Origin of the sequence: Arthrobacter silviterrae, assembly GCF_011045165.1 — a bacterium.
Lineage (GTDB): Bacteria > Actinomycetota > Actinomycetes > Actinomycetales > Micrococcaceae > Specibacter > Specibacter silviterrae.
In genome coordinates this window covers 1-24719 of record NZ_JAAKZI010000037.1, presented here as the reverse complement: position 1 = coordinate 24719, position 24719 = coordinate 1, and the positions used below count along the sequence as shown (strand labels likewise).

Below are 24719 nucleotides of genomic sequence, written 5' to 3'. Positions count from 1 at the left end.
ATATTTTACTGACATGTGAAGTGTGACGTGCATGACAGGCCCGGCCATCCGGGTCTTGAGTGGTTGGTTCTCAATTGGGATGTTGTCCCGTCAAAGGAGATGCAGGCAATGAAACTTCGAATTCCCAAGGCACTTGCGGTCGGTGCGGTCGCGGCGGCAATGCTCGCCACCACCACCGGCTGCGGGGGCATCCTCGGCGGCGGTGGCAGCAGTTCCTCGGCCGACACCGGACCCATCAAGATCGCCGCGGTGATCCCGCTGTCCGGCTCGAGCGCCCCCACCGGCGTTTACATGAAGAACGGCATGCAAATGGCCGTCGATGAAATCAACGCCAAGGGCGGGGTGCTGGGCCGCCAACTGTCCCTCGACCTGGAAGACGGCGCCTGCGATCCCACCCAGGCGGCCGCGGCGGCCAACAAGGCCGTCTCCAACGGGGCCCTCATTTCCGTGGGCGGCTACTGCTCCGGGGCCACGCTGCCCACGCTGCCCATTTTCAACAAGGCAAACATCCCCATGATCATTCCGGCGGCCAACTCGCAGGAATTGGTCAACCAGAAATTGCCCAATGTCTTCATGATCAACGGCACGGGCACCCAGCAGGCGGCCGCGGCAGTGAAGTTCATGGTCAAGGACGGGGTGAAGAGCGTTGCCCTGGTGGATGACAACACCAGCTATTCCAAGGACATCGCCACCGAAACCAAGAAGGACCTGGCTTCCGACGGCTCCGTCAAGGTGGCCCTTTCCACCTCCGTCACGGCAGGTGAAAGCGACTACTCCTCCGCCGTGCACGACATCATGGGCGCCAACCCGGACATGCTCTACTGGACGGGCTACTACCAGGAAGGCGGGCTGATCATCAACCAGCTCAAGGCCGCCGGGTTCAAGGGCAAGATCATGGTGGCCGACGGCAGCGTTGACCCGTCACTGGTCAAGATTGCCGGTTCCGCCAATGCCGAGGGCGTCTTCGCCACCATGACCCAGACCCCGGACACCATCAAGGGCGCCGAGACGTGGATCGCCAACTACAACAAGAAGTTCAGCTCGGCCCCCGGCCCGTACTCCACGCAGTCCTATGACGCCGTCCGCGTGGCGGCCGAGGCCATCACGCAGGCCAAGGGAACCAAGGGCGCCGATGTCATCAAGGCACTGGAGGGGATCAACGGCTTCCAGATCTTCTCCGGGCCGCTGAAGTTCACCCCGGAGCACACGCTGAGCAGCGGAGGCTTCCAGATCCTGGTGGTCCAGGGCGGAAAATTCGTCCTGAAGGATGCGCTGAGCTAGCGCAGCCGGTTGGCGGGTCCCGTCCGGGGCCCGCCAACCGCACCATTCCACCCTGAACACCGCTGACACAGCTTGAGGCAGGTCACGCATGACACAGCTCGTTTGGAACGGCCTCTTCGTAGGCTCTTTTTACGCACTTATCGCCCTGGGCTATTCCATGGTCTACGGCATCATCAAACTTTTGAACTTCGCCCATGGCGACATTTACATGCTGGGCGCCTTCGTGGGCTTTGCCATGCTGACCTCAGTGGGCGTCATTCCGGCCTCCATGTCCATCACGGCGCTGCTGATAGTGCTGCTGCTGTGCATGGTGGTCACCGGCGGCATCGGCGTCGGCATTGAGTATCTGGCGTATCGGCCGCTGCGGAACTCGCCGCGGCTCGCGGTGCTGATCACCGCCGTCGGCGCGTCCTTCACGCTGGAATACGGCGTCAGCGCCGTGGCCGGCCCCAACCCCAAGGTATTCCCGGTCAGGCTCGAGGGCGATAGCTTCACCGTCCTTGGCGCCCGCATCTCCGTTCCGCAGATCGTCCTCATGGTGATCGCGGTGCTGCTCATGCTGGGCCTGAATGCCTACATCCAGCGCACCTCGATGGGCCGGGCCATGCGTGCCATTGCCCTGGACACCAAGGGTTCGCTTTTGATGGGCATCAACGTCAACAAGGTCATCACGTGGACGTTCTTCATCGGCTCGGCCCTGGCCGGCGCCGCCGGCGTCATGGCCGGGGCCTACTACGGCAAGATCGACTTCCTCATGGGCTTCATCATCGGCCTGAAGGCGTTTACTGCGGCCGTGATCGGCGGCATCGGAAACATCAAGGGCGCCATGCTGGGCGGCCTGCTGCTGGGCCTGCTGGAAGCCTTCGGGTCCCAGTGGCTGGGCGGGGAATGGCGGGACGTGTTCACGTTCGGGGTCCTGATCGCCTTCCTGACCCTGAAACCCACCGGCCTGCTGGGCGAACGCGTAACGGAGCGTGTCTAAATGAGCGACAACGTCGACACCACCCGCGCGCCCCGCCGGATCGGCAAGCCCGCCAGCCGCATTTCCCGCCTGTTTGAAAGCAGGCAGCTGGGCTGGGCCGCCTTTGCCATCGCCGTGCTGTTCCCGTTTGTGCTGGCCAGCAACTACGCGATGAGCATCGGCACCACGGCCGTCATCTTCATCCTGCTCGCGTCCGGGCTGAACATTGTGGTGGGCTACTGCGGCCTGCTGGACCTGGGCTACATCGCGTTCATGGCTGTGGGGGCCTACACCTCCGGCATCATTGCCAAGGCCTGGGAACTGCCCATCCTCTTCACCATCCCTGCCGTGGTCATCATGTGCATCCTGGCCGGGCTGATCATCGGCGGCCCCACGCTCCGGCTGCGTAGCGACTACCTGGCCATCGTCACCCTGGGTTTCGGCGAAATCATCCGCCTCACGGCCAACAACCTCGCCATCACGGGCGGCCCCTCCGGCATCTACGGCATCCCCGGCGTGGACCTTTTCGGCCTGGACCTCTCCGGGCCCGTGCCGTTCTACTACTTCTGCGTGGCCGTGGTGGCACTGATGGTGCTCGGTTCGGCGCGGCTGGGCAAGTCCCGGCTGGGCCGGGCGTGGCGCTTTGTCCGCGAGGATGAGGACGCCGCCGAGGCCATGGGCATCCACACCTACAAGGTCAAGCTGGCCGCGTACATCTTTGGCGCCATCTGGGGCGGGATCGGCGGCGTGCTTTTCGCCGCGCACCTTTCGGCCATCTCCCCGCAAAGCTTCGTGTTCCTGCAGTCCGCCCTGGTACTGATGGCCGTGGTGCTGGGCGGCATGGGGAACACCCGCGGCGTGGTGGTGGGAGCGGTGGTCATCTCGCTGCTGCCGGAATTCCTGCGCGACATGGGCAACCTGCGCTACGTGATCTTCGGCGTCGTGCTGGTGGCAGTCATGGTGCTCCGGCCCCAGGGCTTCTGGCCCAGCCGCGCCTATGAACCGGAGAAACTTGATGAGGCCCGCAAGGGGAAGCGCGACGGCGGCCCCCGCCCGGGTGCGCCCGTCACCACCGCGAAGGGAGGGACCCCGTGAGCCCGCTGCTTGAAGTCAATGAACTGCAGATCGCCTTTGGCGGAGTCAAGGCTGTCAACGGCCTCACCTTCTCCGCCGACGCCGGGGAGATCGTCTCGGTGATCGGCCCCAACGGTGCCGGGAAAACCAGCGCCTTCAACTGCATCACCGGGTTTTACAAGCCGGTCAGCGGATCCATCACGCTGGATGGGAAGGACATCACCGGCAAGCGGCCCGCCGTCATAGCGGCCACCGGGGTGACCCGCACCTTCCAGAACCTGCGGCTGTTCCCGGACCTGACTGTGCTGGACAATGTCCGTGGCGGCATGCACCTGTACGGCGGCCAGAATTTTGTGGACGCCCTGTTCCACACGCCCCGGTACCGCAAGAGCGAACGCTTTTACACGGAGGAGGCCCACCGCTGGCTGGACTTCGTGGGCTACCAGGGCGGGCGCGGCATCCCCGTGCGCAACCTGGCCTACGGCCAGCAGCGCCAGGTGGAAATGGCGCGCGCCATGGCCCGCAAGGCCAAGCTGGTGCTCCTGGACGAACCTGGGGCGGGGCTCAACCACTCGGAAAAACAGGATTTGCTGGAACTGTGCCGCAAGATCCGCGACCTTGGCGCCGCTGTGGTGCTCATTGAACATGACATGGGCGTGGTGATGGAGGTCAGCGAACGCGTGGTGGTGATGAACTTCGGCAAGGAGATTGCCGATGGCACGCCGGATGCGGTGAAGAAGAACCCGGCTGTCATTGAGGCTTACCTCGGCAAAGCCGATGAGCCAGTCAAGGCCGATGAGCCGGCCAAGGCCGAAGGGCCGGATATAACGGAGGGCGATTCCTGATGGCGATGCTCGAGTTTGAGAACGTGGAAGTGTTTTACGGCAAGATCCAGGCGCTGCGCGGCATCGACGTCCGGGTCGAGGAGGGCGAGATCGTTGCCCTGCTGGGAAACAACGGCGCGGGGAAGACCACCACGCTGTCGGCGGCGTCGGCCATTGTGAAGGCGCACGCGGGAAAGATCAGCTTTGACGGCAAGGACATTACGCGCGCCAAGCCGTGGGAGGTGGTGGCCGCCGGGTTGATCCACGTGCCGGAGGGGCGGCGGATTTTTTCCACCCTGTCCGTGCTGGAAAACCTGCAGCTGGGCGGCTACCTGGTGAAGGACTCGGCGACCGTGCAAAAGCGGCTCAAGGACGTCTTTGAGCTGCTGCCGCTGCTGGCGGAGCGGCGCTCGCAGCAGGGCGGCACGCTGTCCGGCGGCGAGCAGCAGATGCTGGCCATTGGCCGGGCGCTTATTGCTGGTCCGCGGATGCTGATGCTGGACGAACCGTCCATGGGGCTGGCGCCGTTGATCGTGGCCCAGGTCATGGACGTGATCCGTGAAGTGAATGCCAACGGCACCACGGTGCTGCTGGTGGAACAAAATGCGCGGGCCGCCCTGAAGATCACCAGCCGCGGCTATGTCATTGAAAACGGGGTCACCACCATGACCGGCACGGGGGCGGAGCTGATGGCGGATTCGCGCATTGTTGAGGCCTACCTTGGTGCGTAGCAGGCGGGAAATGTTGGCAGGGAGTGAAAGGGAGCAATGAAGGTTGAATCCTGGGAAATTGAAACGGTGGACTACCACACGGCGGGCGAGCCGTTCCGGATTGTGCCTGCCCTGCCGTTCTTGATTCCGGGTGCCACGGTGCTTGAACGGCGCGAAAATGCCATGGCCGGCGATGCCGACAAGCTGCGGCGCCTGCTGGTCAATGAACCCCGCGGTCATGCGGACATGTACGGCGGCTTCATCGTCCCGCCCAATGACGACGGCGCCCATTTTGGCGTGCTGTTCTGGCACAAGGACGGCTTTTCCACCGCGTGCGGCCACGGCACCATCGCCCTGGGCGCCTGGGCCGTGCGCAGCGGCCTGGTCCGGGCCCCGGACGACGGCGACACGGACGTGGTCATCGACGTCCCGTCCGGGCGTGTCACGGCCAGGGTGTCGATGGTGGACGGTGTCGTGGAGAGTGTCACCTTCCGCAACGTCCCCTCCTACGTGGTGGCCCGGGACATTGAGGTCAAGACCGCGGACTTTGGCCGGCTCCGGGTGGATGTGCTCTGGGGCGGGGCGCTGTACGCCTCGCTGCCGGCACGGGCAGCGGGACTGGACGTCACGCCGTCGAACCTGTTCAGGCTCATCTCAGCCGGCCGGCAGGTCAAGGCCGCGCTCGCGGACCATCCCGCCGCCCACCACCCCACCGACACCCGCCTGGACGGGATTTACGGCACCATCTTCCACGAGGCGGTGGGGCCGGACAGCGGCCTGGCCATGCACGGGGCGCTGGCGCAGCGCAACGTGACCATTTTTGCCGACGGGCAGGTGGACCGCTCCCCGTGCGGCTCGGGGACCGCGGCCCGGGTGGCGGCGCTGACCGATTCGGGTGAGCTGGCGTACGGGGACGTGCTGGACCACTTCTCCATCATCGACTCGCACTTCACCTCCGAGGTGGCGGGCCACTCCGACGCCGGCGTGGTGGTTGAGGTCACCGGCCGGGCGTTTCCCGTGGGGGAGTGCAAGTTCACGCTGGAGGCCGACGACGAGCTCGGGCTGGGGTTTGTGCTGCGGTAGGACCCGCACCCCTAGTATCATGTGACATTGTACTGATAGTGTGGGGGCAACAAGTTGACCCGCATGAAACAGTTTTTGGACAAAGGAGACCAGCATGACCACCCGCACCCAGCCCTGGCAGGGCATCCACGTCGCCACGGCACTTCCCTTCAACGACGACGGCAGCGTTGACCACGCCTCCTTTGGCGAGCATGTTGCCTGGCTGGCCGCCAACGGCTGCGACGGCGTCTGCCCCAACGGCTCCCTGGGCGAATACCAGACCCTGACGCCGGAAGAGCGGGCCAAGGTGGTGGAAACCGCCGTGGCCGCCTCGCCCGAGGGCTTCACCGTCATGCCGGGCGTTGCCGCGTACGGCGCGGACGAATCCCGCCGCTGGGCGGAGCAGGCCCGCGACGCCGGGGCCGCCTCCGTGCTGGCCCTGCCGCCGAACACCTTCAAGGCCGACGACGACACCGTGGTGGCGCACTACCGCGAGGTGGCCAAGGCCGGCCTGCCGGTCGTGGCCTACAACAACCCCTACGACACCAAGGTGGACCTGACGCCGGCTCTGCTGGCCCGCCTCCACGCGGAGGGCCTGATCGTGGCCGTGAAGGAATTCACCGGCGACGTGCGCCGCGCCTACGAGATCGCCGAACTGGCCCCCGAGCTGGACCTGCTGGTGGGCTCCGACGACGTACTGCTGGAACTTGGCCTGGCCGGCGCCGTCGGCTGGATTGCCGGCTACCCCAACGCCATCCCGCAAAGCACCGTGAACCTGTACAACCTGGTCACCAGCGGCAGCACCGACGACATTGCCACGGCACTGCCCATCTACCGCGACCTGCACCCGCTGCTGCGCTGGGACTCCAAGACGGAGTTTGTCCAGTCCATCAAGCTGTCCATGGACATCGCCGGGCGCAAGGGCGGGGCCTGCCGCCAGCCGCGCGGTCCGCTGCCCGCCGAGCTGGCCGCGCGCATCACGGCCGACACCGAGGCCGTGCTGGCCAAGGGCTACAAGTAAGGGATACGCCGATGCGCTCCAAGCGGGTCTTTCACGCCGTGGAGTCCCACACCGAGGGGATGCCCACCCGGGTCATCACCGGCGGTGTGGGCACCATCCCCGGTGCCACCATGGCCGAGAGGCGCCAGTGGTTCATGGACAACAGCGACGACGTCCGCACCCTGCTGATGTACGAACCCCGCGGCCATGCGTCCATGAGCGGGGCCATCCTGCAGCCGCCCACCCGGCCCGACGCCGACTACGGGGTGCTGTTCATCGAGGTCTCCGGGCTGCTGCCCATGTGCGGGCACGGCACCATCGGGGTGGCCACCGTGCTGGTGGAAACCGGCATGGTGCCCGTGGTGGAGCCCGTGACCACGATCCGGCTGGACACCCCGGCCGGGCTGGTCATCGCCGAGGTGGCCGTGGAGGACGGTGCCGCAAAGTCCGTCACGATCCGCAATGTGCCCTCCTTCTCGCTGGCGCTGGACCAGTCCGTGGCGGTGGAGGGCCTGGGCGAGGTGCACTACGACATGGCGTTTGGGGGAAACTTTTACGCCGTCGTCGAGCTGGAGGAGCTTGGCCTGCCCTTTGACCGGGCGGCGAAAAACGAGCTCCTGGACGCTGGGCTGAAGATCATGGACGCCATCAACGCCCACAACCCGCCGGTCCACCCGGAACGGCCCGACATCACCGGCTGCCACCACGTGTATCTCAAGGCGCCCGGCTCCACCGCCGAGCATTCACGCCACGCCATGGCCATCTACCCGGGCTGGTTTGACCGCTCGCCGTGCGGCACCGGCACCAGCGCCCGCATGGCCCAGCTGCACGCCCGCGGCGAATTGGAGCTGAACACGGACTTCGTGAACGAATCCTTCATCGGCACCCAGTTCACCGGACGACTGGTCGAGGAAACCACTGTGGGCGGGCTGCCCGCCGTGGTCCCCACCATCACGGGCCGGGCCTGGATCACCGGCACGGCCCAGTACCACCTGGACCCCGAGGACCCCTTCCCGGCCGGGTTTTTGCTGTGACCACCCCCGGGCCCGTGCTCACCGCCGAGGAGGCCGCCATGCTCCGCGGCGACAGCGGGCCCGGGGTGGCCATGGCCATGCGCATGGTGGTGGCGCTGGCCGGCGTGCTTGGGGCCGAACGGCTCATGCCCGTCACCGGCGCCCACATCGACAGCTGCCTCTACCACGGGCAGGCCGGGCTGGACTTTGCCGAAAAGCTTGCTTCCCTCGGTGCCCGGGTGGCCGTCCCCACCACGCTCAACTCCAGTTCGCTGGACCTCATGCACCCGGGCCTGGTGCGGCTGCCGCCCGAAGATGCCGTGCCGGCCCGCGCACTCATGGACGCCTACCGTGCCCTCGGCGCCCGCCCCACCTGGACCTGCGCGCCCTACCAGTCCGCGGAACGGCCCGCGTTTGGTGAGAACGTTGCCTGGGCAGAATCCAACGCCATCGTCTTCGCCAACTCCGTGCTGGGCGCCCGCACCGAACGCTACGGCGACTTCATTGACATTTGCGCCGCCATCACGGGCCGCGTGCCCCACGCCGGCCTGCACCTCGATGAACACCGGCTGCCCACGCTGGAACTTGACTGTTCCGCGCTGTCCACGGCCATGCTGGGCGAAGAGGCCGTCTGGGCCGCCCTGGGCGATGTGGTGGGCCGCCTGTCCGGTTCCGGCGTGCCGCTGCTGACGGGCATCGACCCCGCCTCGGTGGATGAGGACAGGCTCAAGGCGCTGGGCGCCACGGCGGCGTCCTCCGGAGGCGTGGCGCTGTTCCATGTGGCGGGCGTGACTCCCGAGGCCCTCACGCCGGGACCCGGGTGGGCCGCGCTGCCGTCCACCCCCGTCACCTCCGCCATGCTGCGGGCCGCCCGGGATGAACTTTCCACCGTCGCGGACCCGTCGGCGCCGCTGGATGCCGTGGCCCTGGGCACGCCGCACTTTTCGGTGCGCGAGTTTGAAAAGCTGGCCGCTGCCCTCGCCGGCACCCGTCCCTTCCACCCGGGATGCACCGTGTGGATCAACACCTCCCGCGAGGTGCTGGCACAGGCGCGCGAGGCCGGGCTGGTCCAGGCTGCCGAGGAACGCGGTGCGCGGATTGTGGCGGACACCTGCACCTACATCACGCCCATCCTGGCGCCGGAGGAGCGGACCGTCATGACGCCGTCGGGCAAGTGGGCCTGGTACGCCCCCATGAACATCGGCGTGGACGTGGTGTTTGGCACGCTGGCCGAGTGCCTCGCGTCCGCCAGGGCCGGACGGGTGGTGCGCGATGACAGCCAGTGGAACTGAATGTGAGCTGGCCGCGGCAGCCCTGTGCCCGGGCGTTGGCAGCGGGCAGCTGTTGCTGCTGGATGAGCCGCTGTCCTTCTGGGGCGGCACCGACCGCAGGACAGGCATGATCATTGACGCCCACCACCCCCAGCACGGCACCTCGATCGCCGGCCGGGTGCTGCTCATGGACGCCTCGCGCGGGTCAAGCTCATCCTCCTCCGTCCTGGCCGAACAGCTGCGCGCGGGCGTGGGCCCGGCCGCCATCCTGCTGACTGCCCGCGACGCCATCGTGGCACTCGGCGCCCTGGCCGCCGCCGAGCTGTACGGCACCGCCATGCCCCTTGCCATGCTCGACGCCGGCGCCGCGGCCACGCTGCGCACCGTTGCCGGGCCCATGCCCATCGTGTCGGTGACGGCTCGCGCGGACGGGACTGCCGCCGTCGTTCTTCAGCCTCCCAGCATCCCCCGCCAAACAAAGGACCCTTCATGACCCTGCCGTACATCGACGCCACCGAGCTGGCCGCGCTGATGTCCCCGGCCGCCGCCGTGGCCGCCCTTGAGGACGCCCTGCGCGGCGGACAGGACCCCGAGCTGGACTCGCCGCGGCTGTTTGCCCCGCTTTCGGCCGGGGAGTTCCTGCTGATGCCCGCCCAGTCCGCGAAGTATGCCGGGGTGAAAGTGGCCACCGTGGCGCCGGGCAACCCCGCCAAGGGGCACCCGAAAATCCAGGGCACGTACCTGCTGCTGGACGGGGAGTTCCTCACTCCGCTGGCCGCCCTTGACGGCGCCGAGCTGACGCTGATCCGCACCCCGGCCGTGACCACCCTGGCGCTCAAGCACCTCCTGGGGTTGCGGGGCGCCGCCCGGGCCGGTGCGGTGGTGGTGTTTGGGACGTCCCTGCAGGCGGACCGGCACATTGAGGCGCTGCACGCGGTGTGCGGCATTGATTCCCTCGTGGTGGTGGGCCGCCGGGCCGAAGCCGCCGCCGCGCTGGCGGAAAAGTGGGCCGGCCGCGGGGTGCCCGCCCGCAGCGGTTCCGCCGCGGACGTGGCAGGGGCGGATGTGGTGGTCTGTGCAACGTCTTCCGCGACCCCCATTTTTGACGGTGCGCTGGTCCGGGACGGCGCCGTGGTGGCAGCGATCGGCTCGCACGGGCTGGACGCCCGGGAAGTTGACCCTTCGTTGGCGCGGCGGGCCGCCGTGGTGGTGGAGGGCCGGGCTTCCGCGCTGCGCGAGGCCGGGGACCTGATCCCCGCCCGGTCCCCGGAGGAGTGGGCCGCCGGCGGACTGGCGACGCTGTCGGAGCTGGTGAACGGGCAGTTTGCGCCGACGTCCGGGAAGCCGCTGCTGTACACGGGGGTGGGGATGTCGTGGGAGGACATTGTGGTGGCCGGACGGGCCTATGAACTTTTTATCCCGCCGGCCGCAGCCATGCACTAAAATGTCATATTGTAGTGGGATTTTCGTTCCGCTTTCACTGCTTTAGCTGGGAATAGGAGGGGCCGTGGGCTCCATGGAACGCTCGCACCTGACGGTTGTCAAGAAGAACGTCAGCCTGCGGGAAACGGTGACAAAGGCCCTCCGTGCGGCTGTGATCTCGGGGGAGATGAAGCCCGGGGAGGTCTATTCCGCCCCCACCCTGGGCAAACGATTTGGCGTGTCCCCCACGCCGGTGCGCGAGGCCATGCTCGACCTGGCCAAGGAAGGCCTGGTGGTCTCCCTGCCGAACAAGGGCTTCCGGGTCACCGAGGTGTCCGACGGCGACCTGGATGAGATCACCGCCCTGCGGCTGCTGATCGAGCCGCCCACCGTCAGCGCCGTCACCCCGCTCATTGACGCCGCCGGGCTGGCCCGGCTGCGCAAGATGGCCGAGGACATTGTCACATTCGCCGGCGAGGGCGACCTCATTGCCTACACGGAAGCGGACCGCGCCTTCCACATTGCCGTGCTGGAATACAGCGGCAACCGCCGCCTGGTGGCGTTGATTTCCGAGCTCCGCGCCCACACCCGGCTGCTGGGCCTGGCCCCGCTGGCCGCCACTGGCAAGCTGCGGGACATGTCCCTGGAACACGTGGAACTTGTTGACCTCATGGCTGCCGGCAAGGCACGGGAGGCGCAGGACCTCATGACCCGCCACATTGGCCACGTCCGCGGCGAATGGGCCAGGCACTAACCCCCCCTCGTTGAGATTCGAGATAACCACCTCCGAAGGAGCCCCGGGGAGGTGGTTATCTCGAACCTCAACGGGCGCGGGGGTGTTCGCGGACAGTAGCATGTGACATACTACTGTTATGAAGTTGCCCCTCTCGGCTGACGTTGTGGTCATCGGTGCCGGCGCCGTGGGCGCCGCCTGTGCTTATTTTGCCGCACTCGCGGGACTGAAGGTGGCCGTGCTGGACAGCGGCCCCGTTGCCGGCGGCACCTCCAGCGCCTGCGAGGGAAACATCCTGGTCTCCGACAAGGAGGCCGGCCCCGAACTGGAACTGTCCCTCTACTCGCAGTCCTTGTGGCGCGGCGAGCTGGCCGAACACGGGCCGCTGTGGGAATTTGAATCCAAGGGCGGGCTGGTGGTGTCGGCGCGGGAAACCACGCAGGCCAACCTGGCACGCCTGGCGCGACGGCAGCGGGAGGCGGGGATCGACGTCGAACTGGTGGCGGGGGCGGAGCTGCACAGCCACGAACCGCACCTGGCACCCGGCATGGCCGGCGGCGCCTTCTACCCGCAGGACGCGCAGGTGCAGCCGATGCTGGCCGCCGCGCACCTGCTCCGGCTGGCCCGCGGCCTGGGCGCCACCGTCCATCCGGGCACTGAAGTCACCGGCTTTCTGCGCCGCGGCGACGCCGTCACGGGCGTGGCCACCGCGCGCGGGAACGTCAGCGCCAACTCCGTGGTCAACGCCGCCGGGACCTGGGGCGGCGCCGTGGCGTCGCTGGCCGGCGTCCGTGTTCCTGTGCTCCCTCGCAAGGGCTACGTGATGGTCACCGAACCGCTTCCCGTGATGGTCCGCCACAAGGTGTACGCGGCCGAATACGTGGACAATGTGGCCAGCTCCGATGCCGGGCTGCAGACCTCGCCCGTGGTGGAGGGGACGGCTTCGGGCACCATCCTGATCGGTTCCAGCCGCGAACGGGTGGGCTTTGACAAGTCCTTCAACCCGCACGTGCTGGCGGAAATGGCCGGCAAGGCCATGGCGCTTTTCCCGTTCCTGCAGGAGGCCAAGGTGCTCCGCAGCTACTTTGGCTTCCGCCCCTACTGCCCCGACCACCTGCCCGTCATCGGCCCGGATCCGCGCGCTCCCGGGCTGTGGCATGCCTGCGGGCACGAAGGCGCCGGGATCGGCCTTTCGGTGGGCACCGGCGCGCTGGTGGCGGCGTCGCTCACGGGCGCAGCCCCCGCCCTGGACCTGGCGCCGTTTGCGCCGGAACGCTTTGACACCGACTTGGAGGGCGCACATGCCTGAGCTGCACCTGACCCTGGACGGCGCGCCGCTGTCCGCCCGCCCCGGCCAAACCGTGGGCGCCGCGCTCACCGAGGCCGGCATCACCGCGTGGCGCACCACCCGCAAGGAAGGGCGGCCGCGGGGCCTGTTTTGCGGCATCGGCGTGTGCTTCGACTGCCTGATAACGGCCGACGGCGTCCCCAACCAGCGCGCCTGCCTCACCCCTGCGAGGGACGGCATGGCATTGGAGACAGGGGCGGGCCCCGATGTTTGACGTTGCCATTGTCGGCGCCGGGCCGGCCGGTTTGGCTGCCGCCGTCCACGCCGCCGACGCGGGCCTGTCCGTGGTCCTGGTCGATGCCGGTGCGCAGCCGGGCGGGCAGTTCTGGCGGCACGCGGTCGAGGCGCGGGTGGATGCGGAGCCCGGGGCTGCGCCGCCGGGGCCTTCGAAGCCTGACGCTGCGGATGCCCGGACTCCCGCCGGACACCACGACTGGAAGCGTTTCGCGGACCTCCGCGCGCGGCTGTACGCCCACGAAGCCGCCGGCACCGTGGAGTACTGGCGCACCACCCAGGTGTGGCTGCTCGAGCCGGGGGAGGGGTCAACCCTGTTGCGCCTGGCTCCGGCGCTGGACATCCCCGGCGGCGGGCCGGAGCAGCTGCCCGCAGACGTCCGCGCCCGGCAGGCGATCCTCTGCCCCGGCGGCTACGACCGCCAGCTTCCGGTCCCCGGCTGGGACCTGCCCGGGGTCATGGCCGCCGGCGGGGCGCAGGCGTTGCTGAAGGCGAGCGGGACAGCTCCCGGGAGGGTCGCCGTCGTGGGTGGAACCGGGCCCTTCCTGCTGCCCGTGGCCACGGGCCTGGCAGCGGCAGGGGTCAAAGTGGCCGCAATCTGCGAGGCCAACAGCCCGGCCGGCTGGCTGCGGAACCTGCGCGGCGCCGTCCGGGCGCCGGAAAAGGCGATGGAGGGCGCCGAGTACGCGGCGGTGCTGGCCAGGCACCGGATTCCCTACAAAATCCGCACTGCCGTGACGGAAATCCACGGCACGGACAGGGTGGAGGCTGTGACGGTCTCCAAGCTGGCCGCCGACGGCTCCGTGCTGCCCGGGACCGGACGGCGCATCGCATGCGACGTCGTCGCCCTGGGCTGGGGCTTCACGGCCCAGCTGGAACTGGTGTTGGCAGCGGGTGCGGAAACCGCCGTGGACGTGGACGACTCGCTGACGGCCGTAGTTGATGCGCGGCTGCGCAGCTCTGTGCCCGGGATCTACGTGGCGGGGGAGGCCACGGGCGTGGGCGGCGCCGCGATGGCCGTGGCCGAAGGCGAGCTGGCCGCCCTCTGCGTGGCGGCGGAATCCGGCTCCGCCACAGCCGGTAGCACGGCCCTGGGCCGCCGGATTGGCGCCCTGCAGCGTGACCGCGCCCGCCTGCGCGCCTTCGCCGAGGCCATGCACCGTGCCAACCCCGTGCCCCTGCGCTGGCACGGCTGGCTGACGCCGGAAACCGTGGTCTGCCGCTGCGAGGAAGTCACGTACCGGGCGCTGTGCACGGCACATGCTGACCTCGGGGCCGAAGACGCCCGGAGCCTGAAATCCTTTGCCCGGCCCGGCATGGGCTGGTGCCAGGGGCGCGTGTGCGGATATGCCACGGCCTCCATCGCCGCCGACTTGGCCGGCCGCGCCTTTGACGGCCCGACGGCGGCCGCCGATTTGCGTTCCATGTCCAAGCGAACACTCGCAGCACCGGTCAGGCTCGGGCAGCTGGCCGCCCTGGCCGCTGAGCCGCCCGCCGAATCGCCCGCCCCTGAATCGCCCGCCCCTGAACCGCCCGCCGAATCGCCCGCCCCCGAACCAACACCCACCGACGAAGGACGCCGACCATGACCACCACCGACCCCGCTGCCACCACCGCCGAGGAGCTCGAATCCATCCTGGCCGCAGCAGCTGCCGCTGCGCCGGACTGGGCACAGGCCCCGGCAGCACAGCGGGCCGCAGCCCTCGTGTCCGTGGCCGACGCCCTGGATGCAGCCGCGCCGCAGCTGATCCCGGTGGCGCAGGAGGAAACGTTCCTCCCCGAGGGGCGCCTGTCCGGGGAACTGAAGCGCACCACGTTCCAGCTCCGCCTCTTTGCCGAACTCCTCACCGACGGCGGCTACCTCGACGCCCGCATCGACCACGCCGACGCCGCCTGGCCCATGGGCGCCCGCCCCGACATCCGCCGCGTCCTGGAACCCCTCGGCCCCGTTGTGGTCTTCGCCGCCAGCAACTTCCCCTTCGCCTTCAGCGTCCTGGGCGGGGACACTTGTTCGGCGCTGGCTGCCGGCTGCCCCGTGGTCCTGAAGGTCCACTCGGGGCACCCCAGGCTCTCGGCCGCTGTCGGGCGCGTCGCCAACGAGGCGCTCCGGGCAGCCGGGGCCCCGGACGGCCTGCTCGCCCTGGTCTACGGCACTGACGCCGGCCGCGACGCACTGCTGGATCCGCGCATCAAGGCCGGTGCGTTCACGGGCTCCATCCCCGGCGGCCGCGCACTGTTTGACCTGGCCAACTCCCGCCCCGAACCCATCCCCTTTTACGGCGAGCTGGGCAGCGTGAACCCCGTGTTCGTCACCGAGGCCGCCGCGGCCGCGCGCGGAGCGGAGATTGTCACGGAATTCGTGGCGTCGTACACCTTGGGCGCCGGCCAGTTCTGCACCAAGCCGGGCATTCTGCTGGTTCCCGCCGGCTCGGGCATGGTTGCCGAACTCGCTGCCGCCGCCCGGCCCGCCCCCGCCAAACTGCTCAACGACAGGATCCAGTCCGGCTACACGGAGGCCCTCGAAGGGCTTTTGAAGCACGACGCCGTTGCCCCCTTGGGTGCCACGGGTGACACCCTGGCCTTCCCGCCGGCCCCTGCGCTGAACGCCACCACGGCCGCCGCCATGCTGGCAGACCCGGAAGGGCTGATCACCGAGTGCTTCGGCCCGTCCGCACTCGTGGCCACCTACGAGTCCGAGGATGAGCTGCTGGCCGTGGCGCGCGTGCTGGACGGACAGCTGACCGCCACGATCCAGGGGGAGGACACCGACGCGGTGGCCCCCGAGCTGGTGCGGGCGCTGGCGCAAAAGGCCGGCCGGGTGCTCTGGAACCAGTGGCCCACGGGTGTCTCAGTGACCTACGCCCAGCAGCACGGCGGGCCGTACCCCGCCACCACCGCGCCCACCACCACCTCGGTGGGGACCGCCGGGATCACCCGGTTCCTGCGCCCCGTGGCCTACCAGGGCCTGCCGGCGCACCTGCTCCCCGGGGCACTGCAGGACGACAATCCGCTCGGCGTCCCGCAGCGGGTGGACGGCCAGCTGGCCGCTGGCTGAGCCGGGCCGCTGGCTGAGCCTGTCGAGACCAAGGCCCCGGTGGTTGAGCTTGTCGAAACCGGGTGGTCGTTAAAACACAGCAGGCCCGGTGCGGGGTGTTCCCCGCACCGGGCCTGCCATGGTGTTTAGGCAGAGGCGTTGATCTGCTGTTCCTTCTGCTTGTTGACCAGGTTCTTGACCTGTTCCAGGTCCTGGGCCACGCGCTGCAGGGAGGCCTTGTAGGAGGGCCATTCGCTGGACTTGAAGCGGTTGGCGTCGGGGCCTTCCCAGCGCACGGACTGGGCCTTGCTGTCCAGGGTGGAGGTCACGGTGTGGATCTGGTCCACGGCGTGGCCGATCTTGTTGACCAGGTCGGCCATGTCATTCGGGTCGCTGCCAAGCATTCCTGCCATGGTGATGCACATCCTTCGCTCAATGAGTGGTCCGGCTGGTTGCTCCGGCCGGTTGACTACTAAGAATCTAACAACCGCCCCGCGCACCCGTCGATGGGGTGTCCTCCCCATGCAGGACTCCCCATGCCCCGGAGGGACACGGCACCCCACCACCCGAAACTGCTACGCAGCCACCTTGTCCGGCAGCGGCTTGCGCGCCAGCCAGGCAGCCACCACGGCGCCGGAGATGTTGTGCCAGACGGAGAACACTGCCGAGGGCAGGGCGGCCAGCGGGGAGAAATGGGCCGTTGCCAGCGTCGCAGCCAGCCCGGAATTCTGCATGCCCACCTCAAATGCCAGGGCGCGGCGCGCCCGGGCGTCCAGCCGCCCCGCCTTGCCGGCCAGGTAGCCAAGGCCCAGGCCGAAGCCGTTGTGCAGGACAACGGCCAGGAAGACGATCCCGCCCGCTGCCACGATCTTCGAGGCAGAGCCGGCCACCACAATGGCCACGATCAGGGAAATGACGACGGCGGAAATCCACGGCAGTACGGGCAGCACAAAGTCCACCATCCGGTTGAGGAACAGCCGGGCCAGCAGCCCGGCCACGACGGGCAGCAGCACTGTCTTGAGAATGTCGAGCATCATGGCGCCTGCGTCCACATGGAGGAATGAGCCCGCCAGGAAGAGCGTCAGGGCAGGCATGACGATGGGGGCCACGAGGGTGGAGATCGTGGCAACGGCCACTGAGAGGGCCACATCACCCTTGGCCAGGTAAGCCATCACATTGGAGGACGTCCCGCTGGGTGCACAGCCCACCAGGATCACACCGGCCGCCAGTTCGGGGCTCAGGTGAAGGCCCGTGGCAATGAGCCAGCCGGCCCCCGGCATGATGACGTAGTGCGCTGCGAGGCCCAGGGCCACGGCCCACGGCCGCTTGGCGACGGCGGCAAAATCGGGCAGGGTCAGCGTCAGGCCCATGCAGAACATGATGATGCCGAGCAGGTACGGCACCGACGGGGCCAACGGTTTGAACGAGCCGGGGAGCAGGAACCCGAGGATTCCGGCCGCAATGACCAGCAGGGGAAAGATGGTGACGGCGATGAGCGCGGTGCGGTCCGGCCGGGCTGTTGAGGTGGTCTTTGGGGCGGTATTAGTTGACTGAGGCACCTGTTTATTTTCCGCCTTGTCCGCCCCTTGAACAAATCATCTCACTATTTGGATGTGAGGTCCGCGGCCGCCTCGGCGAAGTCCACCAGGGACCGCGCGAGCCTAAAATTGGTGCCGCGATGGCCGGCGCACGGTAGGGCGCCGGCCGGGCCTGCCACATGCTGTGGACTACATGGTGTGGACGATCAGGCCGATGTGGGTGAAATAGTTCATGGCGCCAAAGAGCAGGAATGCCAGCCCGGTCAGAAACCAGGCCACCCCGATGGTCTTGACCAGCCCGGCCGCTGCCGTGCCCGCCGTGCGGAGTTTTGCAATTGCAACGGGGAAGAGCACCGCGCCGACCCCGACGACGGCAAAGAGCCCGGACATGAAGGTCGCCTCAATCATGGGATAGGCGGCGAATGCCCCGGAAATCGGCTCCTGGGCGGGGGCGGCGAACAATTGGTAGGTGATGCCGGCGGCCGCGATGGCGAACAGGCTCAGTCCCAGCCCGCCAACGAAGAGGGACAATGGGCGGGCCGTAGTGGCGGCAAAAGCCACCGGGTCCACGGCGGACGCCAGAGCCGCACCGCGCTTCCACAGGTACAAAGCCGCCCCGAGCAGGAGCACGCCGAAGCCCAGGCTGGTTTCACCGAAAATGATGTTGTCGAACGGGAAGCCCCCTGCGGCGAGCGGCCAGGTCAGCGTCATGTGCAGGCCCGTGGCAGTGAGGATCACGCCGAGCACGCCAAATGCCAGGGACCAGCCGTCTGTGCTGAGTGTCGCATCCTTGTTGCGGCGCAGCCCGAAGAGGTCGCGGGCAAAAATGACCACGGCCAGCAATCCCGCTCCGGCCGCCAGTGACATGATGGTGTTGTAGGTGGGCATGGTCGCCCAGTCGATCTTGAGAGCTTCGGTTGCCATGCTCATGGTGCAATCGCTTTCCCTTAGGTGTGGGCCGCACGGTCCATTCATAAAGCCATACTGGTGTATGGCTTTTGATGTAGCGCCGGGGCGGGCGAAATTATTCCGGCTGGACCGCGGGCAGGGGGGTGGAGAAAATCAAGCAGCATCGCAGTCAGGCGAAGCAGGAGCTGATGGCGGCGGCCGCCGCGCGTCTGCTCATTGACGAGGGCCCCTCCGCCGTGACCCACCGTCGCGTTGCCGAGGCTGCCGGGCTGGCCGCAGGCTCCGGGAACTACTACTATCCCTCCAAGAAGGAGCTGTACCGGGCCGCCGTGGCAGGAGCCGAGGACCTGCGCGCCCAGAGCGCGCTGGGGATTGCCCGGAAATGCGTTGCCCTGACGAACACGGGCCGTGGATCCACCTTGGCCTGGGTTGCAGCGCAGCTCATGGCCATCTATTTTGCCCCCAGGCTGGGCCCGGACGTGGTCACCACCAGGCTCAATCCCATTCTCGAGGCCGGGCGCGACCCCGAGCTGCAGGAGATCATCCGCAACCACCAGCCGTTGTTGGGCGAGGCCTTGAACATCGGGCTGGAACGGATGGCCGGCCAAACCCTGGGGAACGAGGACCTGGAGCTGCTTATGCAATCGATAGGTGCGTCGCTCCTCTATGGCTTTGCCCTCGGAATGAATGACCCGCTCGACTACGCCGCCCGGCAGGTGGCCCGAATCCTGGAGCTGCTGGGTGTGCAAATTGCGTAAACGGCGGCATTTTTGCGTACGTCCGCTTCCAAAAACCGACAAGCCCAATCGGTGTGGGCTAGAACCCCATCGACGTGCGGTAGCGCTGCATCTGCTGGTGGCGGCGCTGCAGGCTGTCCCGGCGCGGGGTCTGCTCGGCGGAGGCTTCCTCGGCCGTCAGGTCAATGTGTCGCTGCCCAAACTGCCACAGCAGCAGGTCGTCCAGGAGCCGGTCGGGGCCGGGGGAGTAGCGGTGGTCCAGCGCCTTGCGGACGTGGGAGATGATGTCAGGCTGCAGCAGCGCCGCCAGGTCGATGGTCTGCGTGAGCCCGTGCGCATGGACCAGCTCGGCCGCCCAGCCCCAGTCGTCGTCGGCCTTCCTGTCCACATGGGGCAGCAGGGTCTGCCACACGGCCTTGATCCGGTTCGGGGTCAGTGACTCCCCTCCCTCGCCCTCGGCATCCCAATAGCTGGTGACGGTCTCGTACCGCTCGTGCAGTTCGGAGAACGCGGACTCCACGGTCTCCAGCATGGCCGCCGTGGCCGTGAACTGGCGGTCAAAGTAGGGGCTCCAGGCACGCGGATCCTGTGCCTTGAAGCGGATGTCATGCTCAATCTCGCTCCAGGCATGGGCGAATATGGTGCGGATCTGGCACTCAAAGAAGTAGCTGCCGCTGGCCTTGGCCTCAGGGTCCAGCGCCTCCTGGTAGGAGCGCACCACGGCGTTTTGGATGCTGCGCAGGATTAGGTGCCGGCTGGAGTAGCCGTACGTGCCGGACTCGATGGAGCCGATGTCCTTCTCCCTGTCCCCGCGGCAGTCAAAGATGTTCCGGCGGCGCTTGATCAGGTTCGCCACGTTCGCGTTTTCGCCCGGGAGCGTGGTGATGACGCGCACGCCCACCATGTCCGTGAGGTTGCGCAGCGGGTCCGGGAACTGCAGGGCGGGGGCGGCGCCCGGCTCCGGCACCACCATGCGGGACGCCTTTTCGCGGAACGATTCCACCGTTTTGGTCCGGCTGGTGACAAACAGGGGCTTGTCCTGGGCGTCCTCCATGACGTCCCGGACCAGGGATTCCATCTCCGAGGTGACCCGCTTCAGCTCCGGCAGGGCGCGCTCATAGGCCGCAACGGACGCCGTGACGGACGGCCGCAGTGATTCGTCAAGGCGTTCCCAATGGCTGCTCATATCCTCGAGCTTAAGCGCCGGACCCCTTCGGCGCGAGTAACGCGGGTAACAGGGGGTGGCGTCGGGCCGGATGGCCGTAGGCTGTTGCCATGCTGACGGTAATTGGTGAGACGTTGATTGATGAAGTGGTCCGCCCGGGGCGCGAAGCCGTGCCGCATGTGGGCGGCAGCCCCATGAACGTGGCCGTTGGCCTGGCCCGGCTGGGCCACCCCGTCCAGTTCCTGGGCCGCTTCGGCAAGGACGCGTACGGTGCCCTGGTGACGGCGCACCTCAAGGAAAACGACGTGCTGGTTCCGGTCACCCCGGACAGCCGGCCCACCTCCATTGCCCGGGCCGTGCTGGACGGCAACGGCGCCGCCAGCTACGAGTTCACCCTGGACTGGGAACTGCCCGCCGCCCTGTCCGGGCCGGACGGCATGCCCAATTTCATGCTGGCCGCCACCACCCTGCTGCACACCGGATCCATCGCCGCGATGCTGGCCCCCGGCGCGGACCAGGTGTTCGACGCCGTGGTGGCAGCCCACCCCTCAGCCACCATCAGCTATGACCCCAATTGCCGCCCCACCATCATCAAGGACGTGGCCTTTGCCCGCGCCCAGGCGGAAAAGTTCGTCCGCCTGGCAGACATTGTCAAGGCCTCCGATGAAGACCTCGAATGGCTCTATCCGGGCACCGACCCGTTGGTGGCGGCCCGCAGGTGGCTGGCCGACGGCGGCGCGGAAGGCCCCGCCGTCGTGGTTGTCACCCGGGGCGGGGAAGGCCCGTGGGCGGTGTGCGCGGCCGGGGAGGCGGAGTGCGCCGTGCCGGCCGTGAAGGTGGTGGACACCGTGGGGGCCGGCGACTCCTTCATGGCGGCCCTGCTGGCCGCCCTGGTGGACCGCGAACTGGACGGTGCCCAGCGCCGCACCACCCTGCGCGCCATCACCGCCGAACAGCTCGAGGAACTGATCCGCTACGCCGCCCGGGCCGCCGCCATTACGGTCTCCCGCGCAGGCGCCAACCCACCCAACCGCACCGAACTGCAGGAAGGCTGAACCATGTTTGACTATGATCCCTATGCATTTCTCGCCCCCGTCCCCGGCTTCACGCTGGCCAGCACGTCCCTGGCCGACGGCGGCGCCATGCCCGTCAACCAGGTCAACCCCGGAGGGCACCCGGACGGCAGGGACCTCTCGCCGCAGCTGGCCTGGTCCGGCTTCCCCGCCGCCACCCAAAGCTTCGCCGTGACCATGTACGACCCCGACGCGCCCACCGCCAGCGGCTTCTGGCACTGGGCCGTGGCAAACATCCCGGCGTCCGTGACCTCCCTGCCCGAAGGCGCCGGCTCCGGCAGCATGCCCGCCGGCTCGCTGACCCTGAAGAACGACGGCGGGTTCCCCGGTTACATGGGCTCGGCACCTCCCGCCGGGGACGGGCCGCACCGCTACATGGTGGTGGTGCATGCCGTGGACGTTCCGGCCCTGGACCTCGGCGCCGACGCCACCCCGGCCGTGCTCGGCTTCAACCTGCACTTCCACACACTGGCCCGGGCCCGGATCACCGGCATTTTCGAGGTGGCATGACGCGGCTGCGCGGAAACAGGCCCGGCGAAGTTGGATAGCCTAGGGTATGCGCTTAATTGCCAGTGACATTGACGGAACCATCCTCGGACACGACGGAAAGATCAGCAGCCGCACCCTGGAGGCCTTCCAGGCCGCCGCGGAGGCAGGGATCGGCATCGTTTTCGTCACCGGACGGCCCCCGCGCTGGCTGGACCCCATCCGGGAGCAGGTGGGCCACACCGGAACGGTGATCTGCTCCAACGGCGCCGTCACCTACAGCCTGGAAAGCGAGTCCGTGGTGGCCTCGCACCTGCTGCCCTGGGAGACAGTCAGCCACGTCCGCGACATCATCTCCGGCCTGGCGCCCGAGCCCCGCTTTGCCCTGGAAAGCCTGGACGGATTCCATGTGGAGCCCGGCTTCCTCGGCGCGGAGCAGCCGCCGTCCCTGGCCGGCCTGGAACCGGAGCAGCTGACCCCCGCCATGGCCGGCGGCGGCATCATCAAAATGCTGGCCGTCCTCCACACGGGCAACGCCGACGACTTCCTGGACCTGGTCCGGCCCAAGGTGGGCGGCCTCATCTCCGTCACGCATTCCGCCCCCACGCTGGCCCTGCTGGAAATGGGCCCCCTCGGGGTCAACAAGGCCGTCACGCTCGCCGAATATGCCGCCTCGAAGGGGATCGCGGCGGCGGACGTGGTGGCGTTCGGGGACATGCCCAACGACATCGAGATGCTGGGCTGGGCCGGTGCCGGCTACGCAATGGCCAGCGGGCACCCTGACGCGCTCGCCGCCGCCGCGCTGACCGCCCCCCGCTTCGAGGACGACGGCGTTGCCCAGGTCATCGAGGCCCGCCTGGCCGCGCTGCGGCTGGCCTAGGCGGTGAAGACGGCCAGGGTCCCGAAGCCCTACCTGGATTCGCCCATCCCGCTCGCCATCGCCCACCGCGGCTTCTGCCTGCAGGGGTGGGAGAACTCGCTCCCCGCGTTCCGGGCGGCCCTCGAGCTGGGCTACCAGTACCTCGAGACCGACATCAACACCACGGCCGACGGCGTCACGGTGGTCTTCCACGACACCTCGCTTGACCGGATCACCGACGGGGCCGGGCGGATCGCGGAGCTGCCGTACGCCGTCGTCCGCGAAGCACGCATCGGCGGGGAGCAGCCCATTCCCACCCTGCGTGAATTTTTTGAGGCGCTGCCCGCGGCGCGCTTCAACATTGACGTCAAGGACGCTGGGTCCGCGGCAACGCTGGCGGCCCTCATCGAGGAGTTCGGCCTGCATGAGCGGGTGTGCGTGGCGTCTTTTTCCGGCCGGAGGCGCAAGGACGTGCTGTCGCGGCTGAGCCGGCCGGTGGCTAGCTCGCCGGGCCAAAAGCTGCTGCTGGCCTACGCGCTGCTCAGCCCGTGGCTGCCCATCCCCCTGCTGCGCGCCATGATGGCCGGCGTGGATGTGCTGCAAATCCCGCGCCGGGCCATGGGCGTGGACCTGGTGACGCGGCGTTCGGTGGGACGCGCGCACCGGGCGGGGCTGAAGATGCACGTCTGGACCATCAACGAGCCGGCGGACATGGACCAGCTCCTGGGCCTGGGCGTGGACGGGATCATGACGGACCGCGCGGACCTGCTGGCCGCCGTCATGCGACGGCGCGGCTACTGGCCGGCGGGCCCCGGGGCGCCGGCGGCGACTGCGTAACATCCGCCCCGGGCTGGCAGGATGGGACCATGCGAATTTTGATTGCACCTGACAAGTTCAAGGGCACCCTGACCGGCGTCGAAGCGGCCGCCGCCATGAGCGAAGGCGCTCTCCGTGTTTACCCCGACGCCGTGGTGACCACCCTGCCCGTGGCCGACGGCGGCGAGGGAACCCTGGAGGCTGCCGTCGCGGCGGGCTTCCAGGAGCGCCTCAACGCCGTGGTGGGGCCAATCATCAAGCCCGTCGGAGCCGCCTGGGCGGTGCACCCGGAAACCCACGTGGCCGTCATTGAGACAGCCCAGGCCAGCGGCTACCTGCTTTCCGAGCCCACCGTCGAAAACGCGCTGCGGGCGCACTCCTACGGTTCCGGCCAGCTCATCGCCGCCGCGCTGGAGGCCGGCGCCACCGAGGTCATCATCGGCCTGGGCGGCTCCGCCATGACCGACGCCGGCTCCGGGGCCCTGCGCGCGCTGGGCCTGAAGCTCCTGGACGCTCATGGCAACCTGGTCCCGCTGGGCGGCGGCTCCCTCCTGGACGTGGCCGCGATCGATGCCTCCGGCCTGGACCCCCGCCTGGCCGGGGCGAAGATCCGCATGGCCGTGGACGTTGACAACCCGCTGTACGGCTACAACGGCGCCGCCCACATTTTCGGCCCGCAAAAGGGTGCGGACGCGGACGCCGTGGAGAAGCTCGACGCCGGCCTGAGCCACCTGGCGTCGCTGGTGCGGGAGAGCACCGGGGTGGACATCAACATTGAGGGCGCGGGCGCCGCCGGCGGCTTCCCGTCCCTGTTTGTGGCCTACGCCAATGCCTCGATTGAGCGCGGCTTTGACCTGGTTGCCGAAATGGTGGGCCTGGACGCCGCCCTTGACGACGCCGACCTGGTCATCACGGGTGAGGGGTCCATGGATGAGCAGTCGCTGTCCGGGAAGGCGCCCATCGGCGTGGCGGACGCCGCCCACGCAAGGGGACTGCCCGTCGTCGTGGTGGCCGGGCGCGTCAGCGTCACGCAGGCAGAACTGGCCGGCCACGGCGTGGTGGCGGCTGTCAGCGCCACCGACGTGGCCGGCTCCCCGGAGGCCGCCCTGGCCGACGCCGCCCGCTACACCGCGCGGGCCACCTCGGAAGCGCTCAACGGCATCTAGCCC

26 protein-coding genes are annotated in these 24719 nt (G+C 68.4%); 22 read left to right on the top strand and 4 right to left on the bottom strand.

Annotated features, from left to right (window positions below; genetic code table 11):
• Positions 1-108 precede the first annotated feature (108 nt).
• The 16 genes from G6N77_RS16820 to G6N77_RS16745 all read left to right on the top strand — a co-directional run bounded on the left by G6N77_RS16820 (position 109) and on the right by G6N77_RS16745 (position 15988).
• Positions 109-1281 carry a branched-chain amino acid ABC transporter substrate-binding protein gene (locus tag G6N77_RS16820; RefSeq protein WP_205678362.1) on the top strand — a complete coding sequence of 391 codons (1173 nt, stop codon included), beginning with the start codon at positions 109-111 and terminating at the stop codon, positions 1279-1281.
• Between the two features lie 88 nt (positions 1282-1369).
• The gene (locus tag G6N77_RS16815) at positions 1370-2263 is read left to right on the top strand and encodes a branched-chain amino acid ABC transporter permease (RefSeq protein ID WP_165183319.1); all 894 of its coding nucleotides are present in this window, start codon (positions 1370-1372) and stop codon (positions 2261-2263) included.
• Positions 2264-3337, top strand: a complete 1074-nt coding sequence (locus tag G6N77_RS16810; protein WP_165183318.1) for a branched-chain amino acid ABC transporter permease — start codon at positions 2264-2266, stop codon at positions 3335-3337.
• Positions 3334-4161, top strand: a complete 828-nt coding sequence (locus tag G6N77_RS16805) for an ABC transporter ATP-binding protein (protein ID WP_165183317.1) — start codon at positions 3334-3336, stop codon at positions 4159-4161. Before G6N77_RS16810 ends, G6N77_RS16805 begins: the two co-directional genes overlap by 4 nt.
• Positions 4161-4871, top strand: a complete 711-nt coding sequence (locus G6N77_RS16800; RefSeq protein ID WP_165183316.1) for an ABC transporter ATP-binding protein — start codon at positions 4161-4163, stop codon at positions 4869-4871. Before G6N77_RS16805 ends, G6N77_RS16800 begins: the two co-directional genes overlap by 1 nt.
• A 36-nt stretch (positions 4872-4907) precedes the next feature.
• A complete protein-coding gene (locus tag G6N77_RS16795) occupies positions 4908-5933 on the top strand; it encodes a proline racemase family protein (RefSeq protein WP_165183315.1) in 1026 nt (341 codons plus the stop codon).
• A 94-nt stretch (positions 5934-6027) separates the two neighbouring features.
• Positions 6028-6933 carry a dihydrodipicolinate synthase family protein gene (locus G6N77_RS16790; RefSeq protein ID WP_165183314.1) on the top strand — a complete coding sequence of 302 codons (906 nt, stop codon included), beginning with the start codon at positions 6028-6030 and terminating at the stop codon, positions 6931-6933.
• A gap of 11 nt (positions 6934-6944) precedes the next feature.
• The gene (locus G6N77_RS16785; RefSeq protein ID WP_165183313.1) at positions 6945-7946 is read left to right on the top strand and encodes a proline racemase family protein; all 1002 of its coding nucleotides are present in this window, start codon (positions 6945-6947) and stop codon (positions 7944-7946) included.
• A complete protein-coding gene (locus tag G6N77_RS16780; RefSeq protein ID WP_306987215.1) occupies positions 7943-9217 on the top strand; it encodes an aconitase X in 1275 nt (424 codons plus the stop codon). The genes G6N77_RS16785 and G6N77_RS16780 overlap by 4 nt, the downstream gene beginning before the upstream one ends.
• Positions 9198-9689 (top strand): aconitase X swivel domain-containing protein, encoded by a 492-nt coding sequence (locus G6N77_RS16775; RefSeq protein ID WP_165183312.1) that lies wholly within the window; start codon positions 9198-9200, stop codon positions 9687-9689. The genes G6N77_RS16780 and G6N77_RS16775 overlap by 20 nt, the downstream gene beginning before the upstream one ends.
• On the top strand, positions 9686-10639 hold the full coding sequence (locus G6N77_RS16770) for an ornithine cyclodeaminase family protein (protein WP_165183311.1): 954 nt from the start codon (positions 9686-9688) through the stop codon (positions 10637-10639). Before G6N77_RS16775 ends, G6N77_RS16770 begins: the two co-directional genes overlap by 4 nt.
• Before the next feature lie 73 nt (positions 10640-10712).
• Complete coding sequence (locus tag G6N77_RS16765) at positions 10713-11372, top strand: GntR family transcriptional regulator (protein ID WP_165183328.1); 660 nt, start codon at positions 10713-10715, stop codon at positions 11370-11372.
• A 118-nt stretch (positions 11373-11490) separates the two neighbouring features.
• The gene (locus G6N77_RS16760; protein WP_165183310.1) at positions 11491-12660 is read left to right on the top strand and encodes an NAD(P)/FAD-dependent oxidoreductase; all 1170 of its coding nucleotides are present in this window, start codon (positions 11491-11493) and stop codon (positions 12658-12660) included.
• Positions 12653-12913 (top strand): (2Fe-2S)-binding protein, encoded by a 261-nt coding sequence (locus G6N77_RS16755; protein ID WP_165183309.1) that lies wholly within the window; start codon positions 12653-12655, stop codon positions 12911-12913. Before G6N77_RS16760 ends, G6N77_RS16755 begins: the two co-directional genes overlap by 8 nt.
• Positions 12906-14522 carry an FAD/NAD(P)-dependent oxidoreductase gene (locus G6N77_RS16750; RefSeq protein ID WP_165183308.1) on the top strand — a complete coding sequence of 539 codons (1617 nt, stop codon included), beginning with the start codon at positions 12906-12908 and terminating at the stop codon, positions 14520-14522. Before G6N77_RS16755 ends, G6N77_RS16750 begins: the two co-directional genes overlap by 8 nt.
• Positions 14519-15988 (top strand): aldehyde dehydrogenase (NADP(+)), encoded by a 1470-nt coding sequence (locus G6N77_RS16745; RefSeq protein WP_165183307.1) that lies wholly within the window; start codon positions 14519-14521, stop codon positions 15986-15988. Before G6N77_RS16750 ends, G6N77_RS16745 begins: the two co-directional genes overlap by 4 nt.
• Positions 15989-16113: 125 nt before the next feature.
• On the opposite strand, the gene G6N77_RS16740 is transcribed toward G6N77_RS16745, so the two are convergent.
• From G6N77_RS16740 to G6N77_RS16730, 3 genes are all read right to left on the bottom strand, one after another.
• On the bottom strand, positions 16114-16380 hold the full coding sequence (locus tag G6N77_RS16740; RefSeq protein ID WP_165182695.1) for a hypothetical protein: 267 nt from the start codon (positions 16378-16380) through the stop codon (positions 16114-16116).
• 162 nt (positions 16381-16542) lie between these two features.
• A complete protein-coding gene (locus G6N77_RS16735; protein ID WP_165183306.1) occupies positions 16543-17526 on the bottom strand; it encodes a bile acid:sodium symporter family protein in 984 nt (327 codons plus the stop codon).
• Between the two features lie 168 nt (positions 17527-17694).
• Complete coding sequence (locus G6N77_RS16730) at positions 17695-18435, bottom strand: DUF981 family protein (protein ID WP_165183305.1); 741 nt, start codon at positions 18433-18435, stop codon at positions 17695-17697.
• A gap of 167 nt (positions 18436-18602) precedes the next feature.
• Here G6N77_RS16730 and G6N77_RS16725 point away from each other — a divergent pair, with 167 nt between their 5' ends.
• Positions 18603-19172 carry a TetR/AcrR family transcriptional regulator gene (locus tag G6N77_RS16725; protein WP_165183304.1) on the top strand — a complete coding sequence of 190 codons (570 nt, stop codon included), beginning with the start codon at positions 18603-18605 and terminating at the stop codon, positions 19170-19172.
• Between the two features lie 58 nt (positions 19173-19230).
• On the opposite strand, the gene G6N77_RS16720 is transcribed toward G6N77_RS16725, so the two are convergent.
• Positions 19231-20337, bottom strand: coding sequence for a GTP pyrophosphokinase (locus G6N77_RS16720; protein ID WP_165183303.1), 1107 nt, complete (start codon positions 20335-20337; stop codon positions 19231-19233).
• Positions 20338-20426: 89 nt separating this feature from the next.
• Here G6N77_RS16720 and G6N77_RS16715 point away from each other — a divergent pair, with 89 nt between their 5' ends.
• Genes G6N77_RS16715 through G6N77_RS16695 form a run of 5 tightly spaced genes read left to right on the top strand, consistent with a single transcriptional unit; the run spans position 20427 to position 24716 of the window.
• Positions 20427-21371, top strand: a complete 945-nt coding sequence (locus G6N77_RS16715) for a carbohydrate kinase family protein (protein ID WP_165183302.1) — start codon at positions 20427-20429, stop codon at positions 21369-21371.
• Positions 21372-21374: 3 nt separating this feature from the next.
• Positions 21375-21899, top strand: a complete 525-nt coding sequence (locus G6N77_RS16710) for a YbhB/YbcL family Raf kinase inhibitor-like protein (RefSeq protein ID WP_165183301.1) — start codon at positions 21375-21377, stop codon at positions 21897-21899.
• Positions 21900-21945: 46 nt separating this feature from the next.
• Positions 21946-22755 carry an HAD family hydrolase gene (locus G6N77_RS16705; protein WP_165183300.1) on the top strand — a complete coding sequence of 270 codons (810 nt, stop codon included), beginning with the start codon at positions 21946-21948 and terminating at the stop codon, positions 22753-22755.
• A gap of 3 nt (positions 22756-22758) precedes the next feature.
• Entirely contained in the window at positions 22759-23571 is an 813-nt protein-coding gene (locus tag G6N77_RS16700; protein ID WP_306987216.1) for a glycerophosphodiester phosphodiesterase family protein, read from the top strand.
• A 29-nt stretch (positions 23572-23600) separates the two neighbouring features.
• Positions 23601-24716, top strand: coding sequence for a glycerate kinase (locus G6N77_RS16695; RefSeq protein WP_165183299.1), 1116 nt, complete (start codon positions 23601-23603; stop codon positions 24714-24716).
• Positions 24717-24719 lie beyond the last annotated feature (3 nt).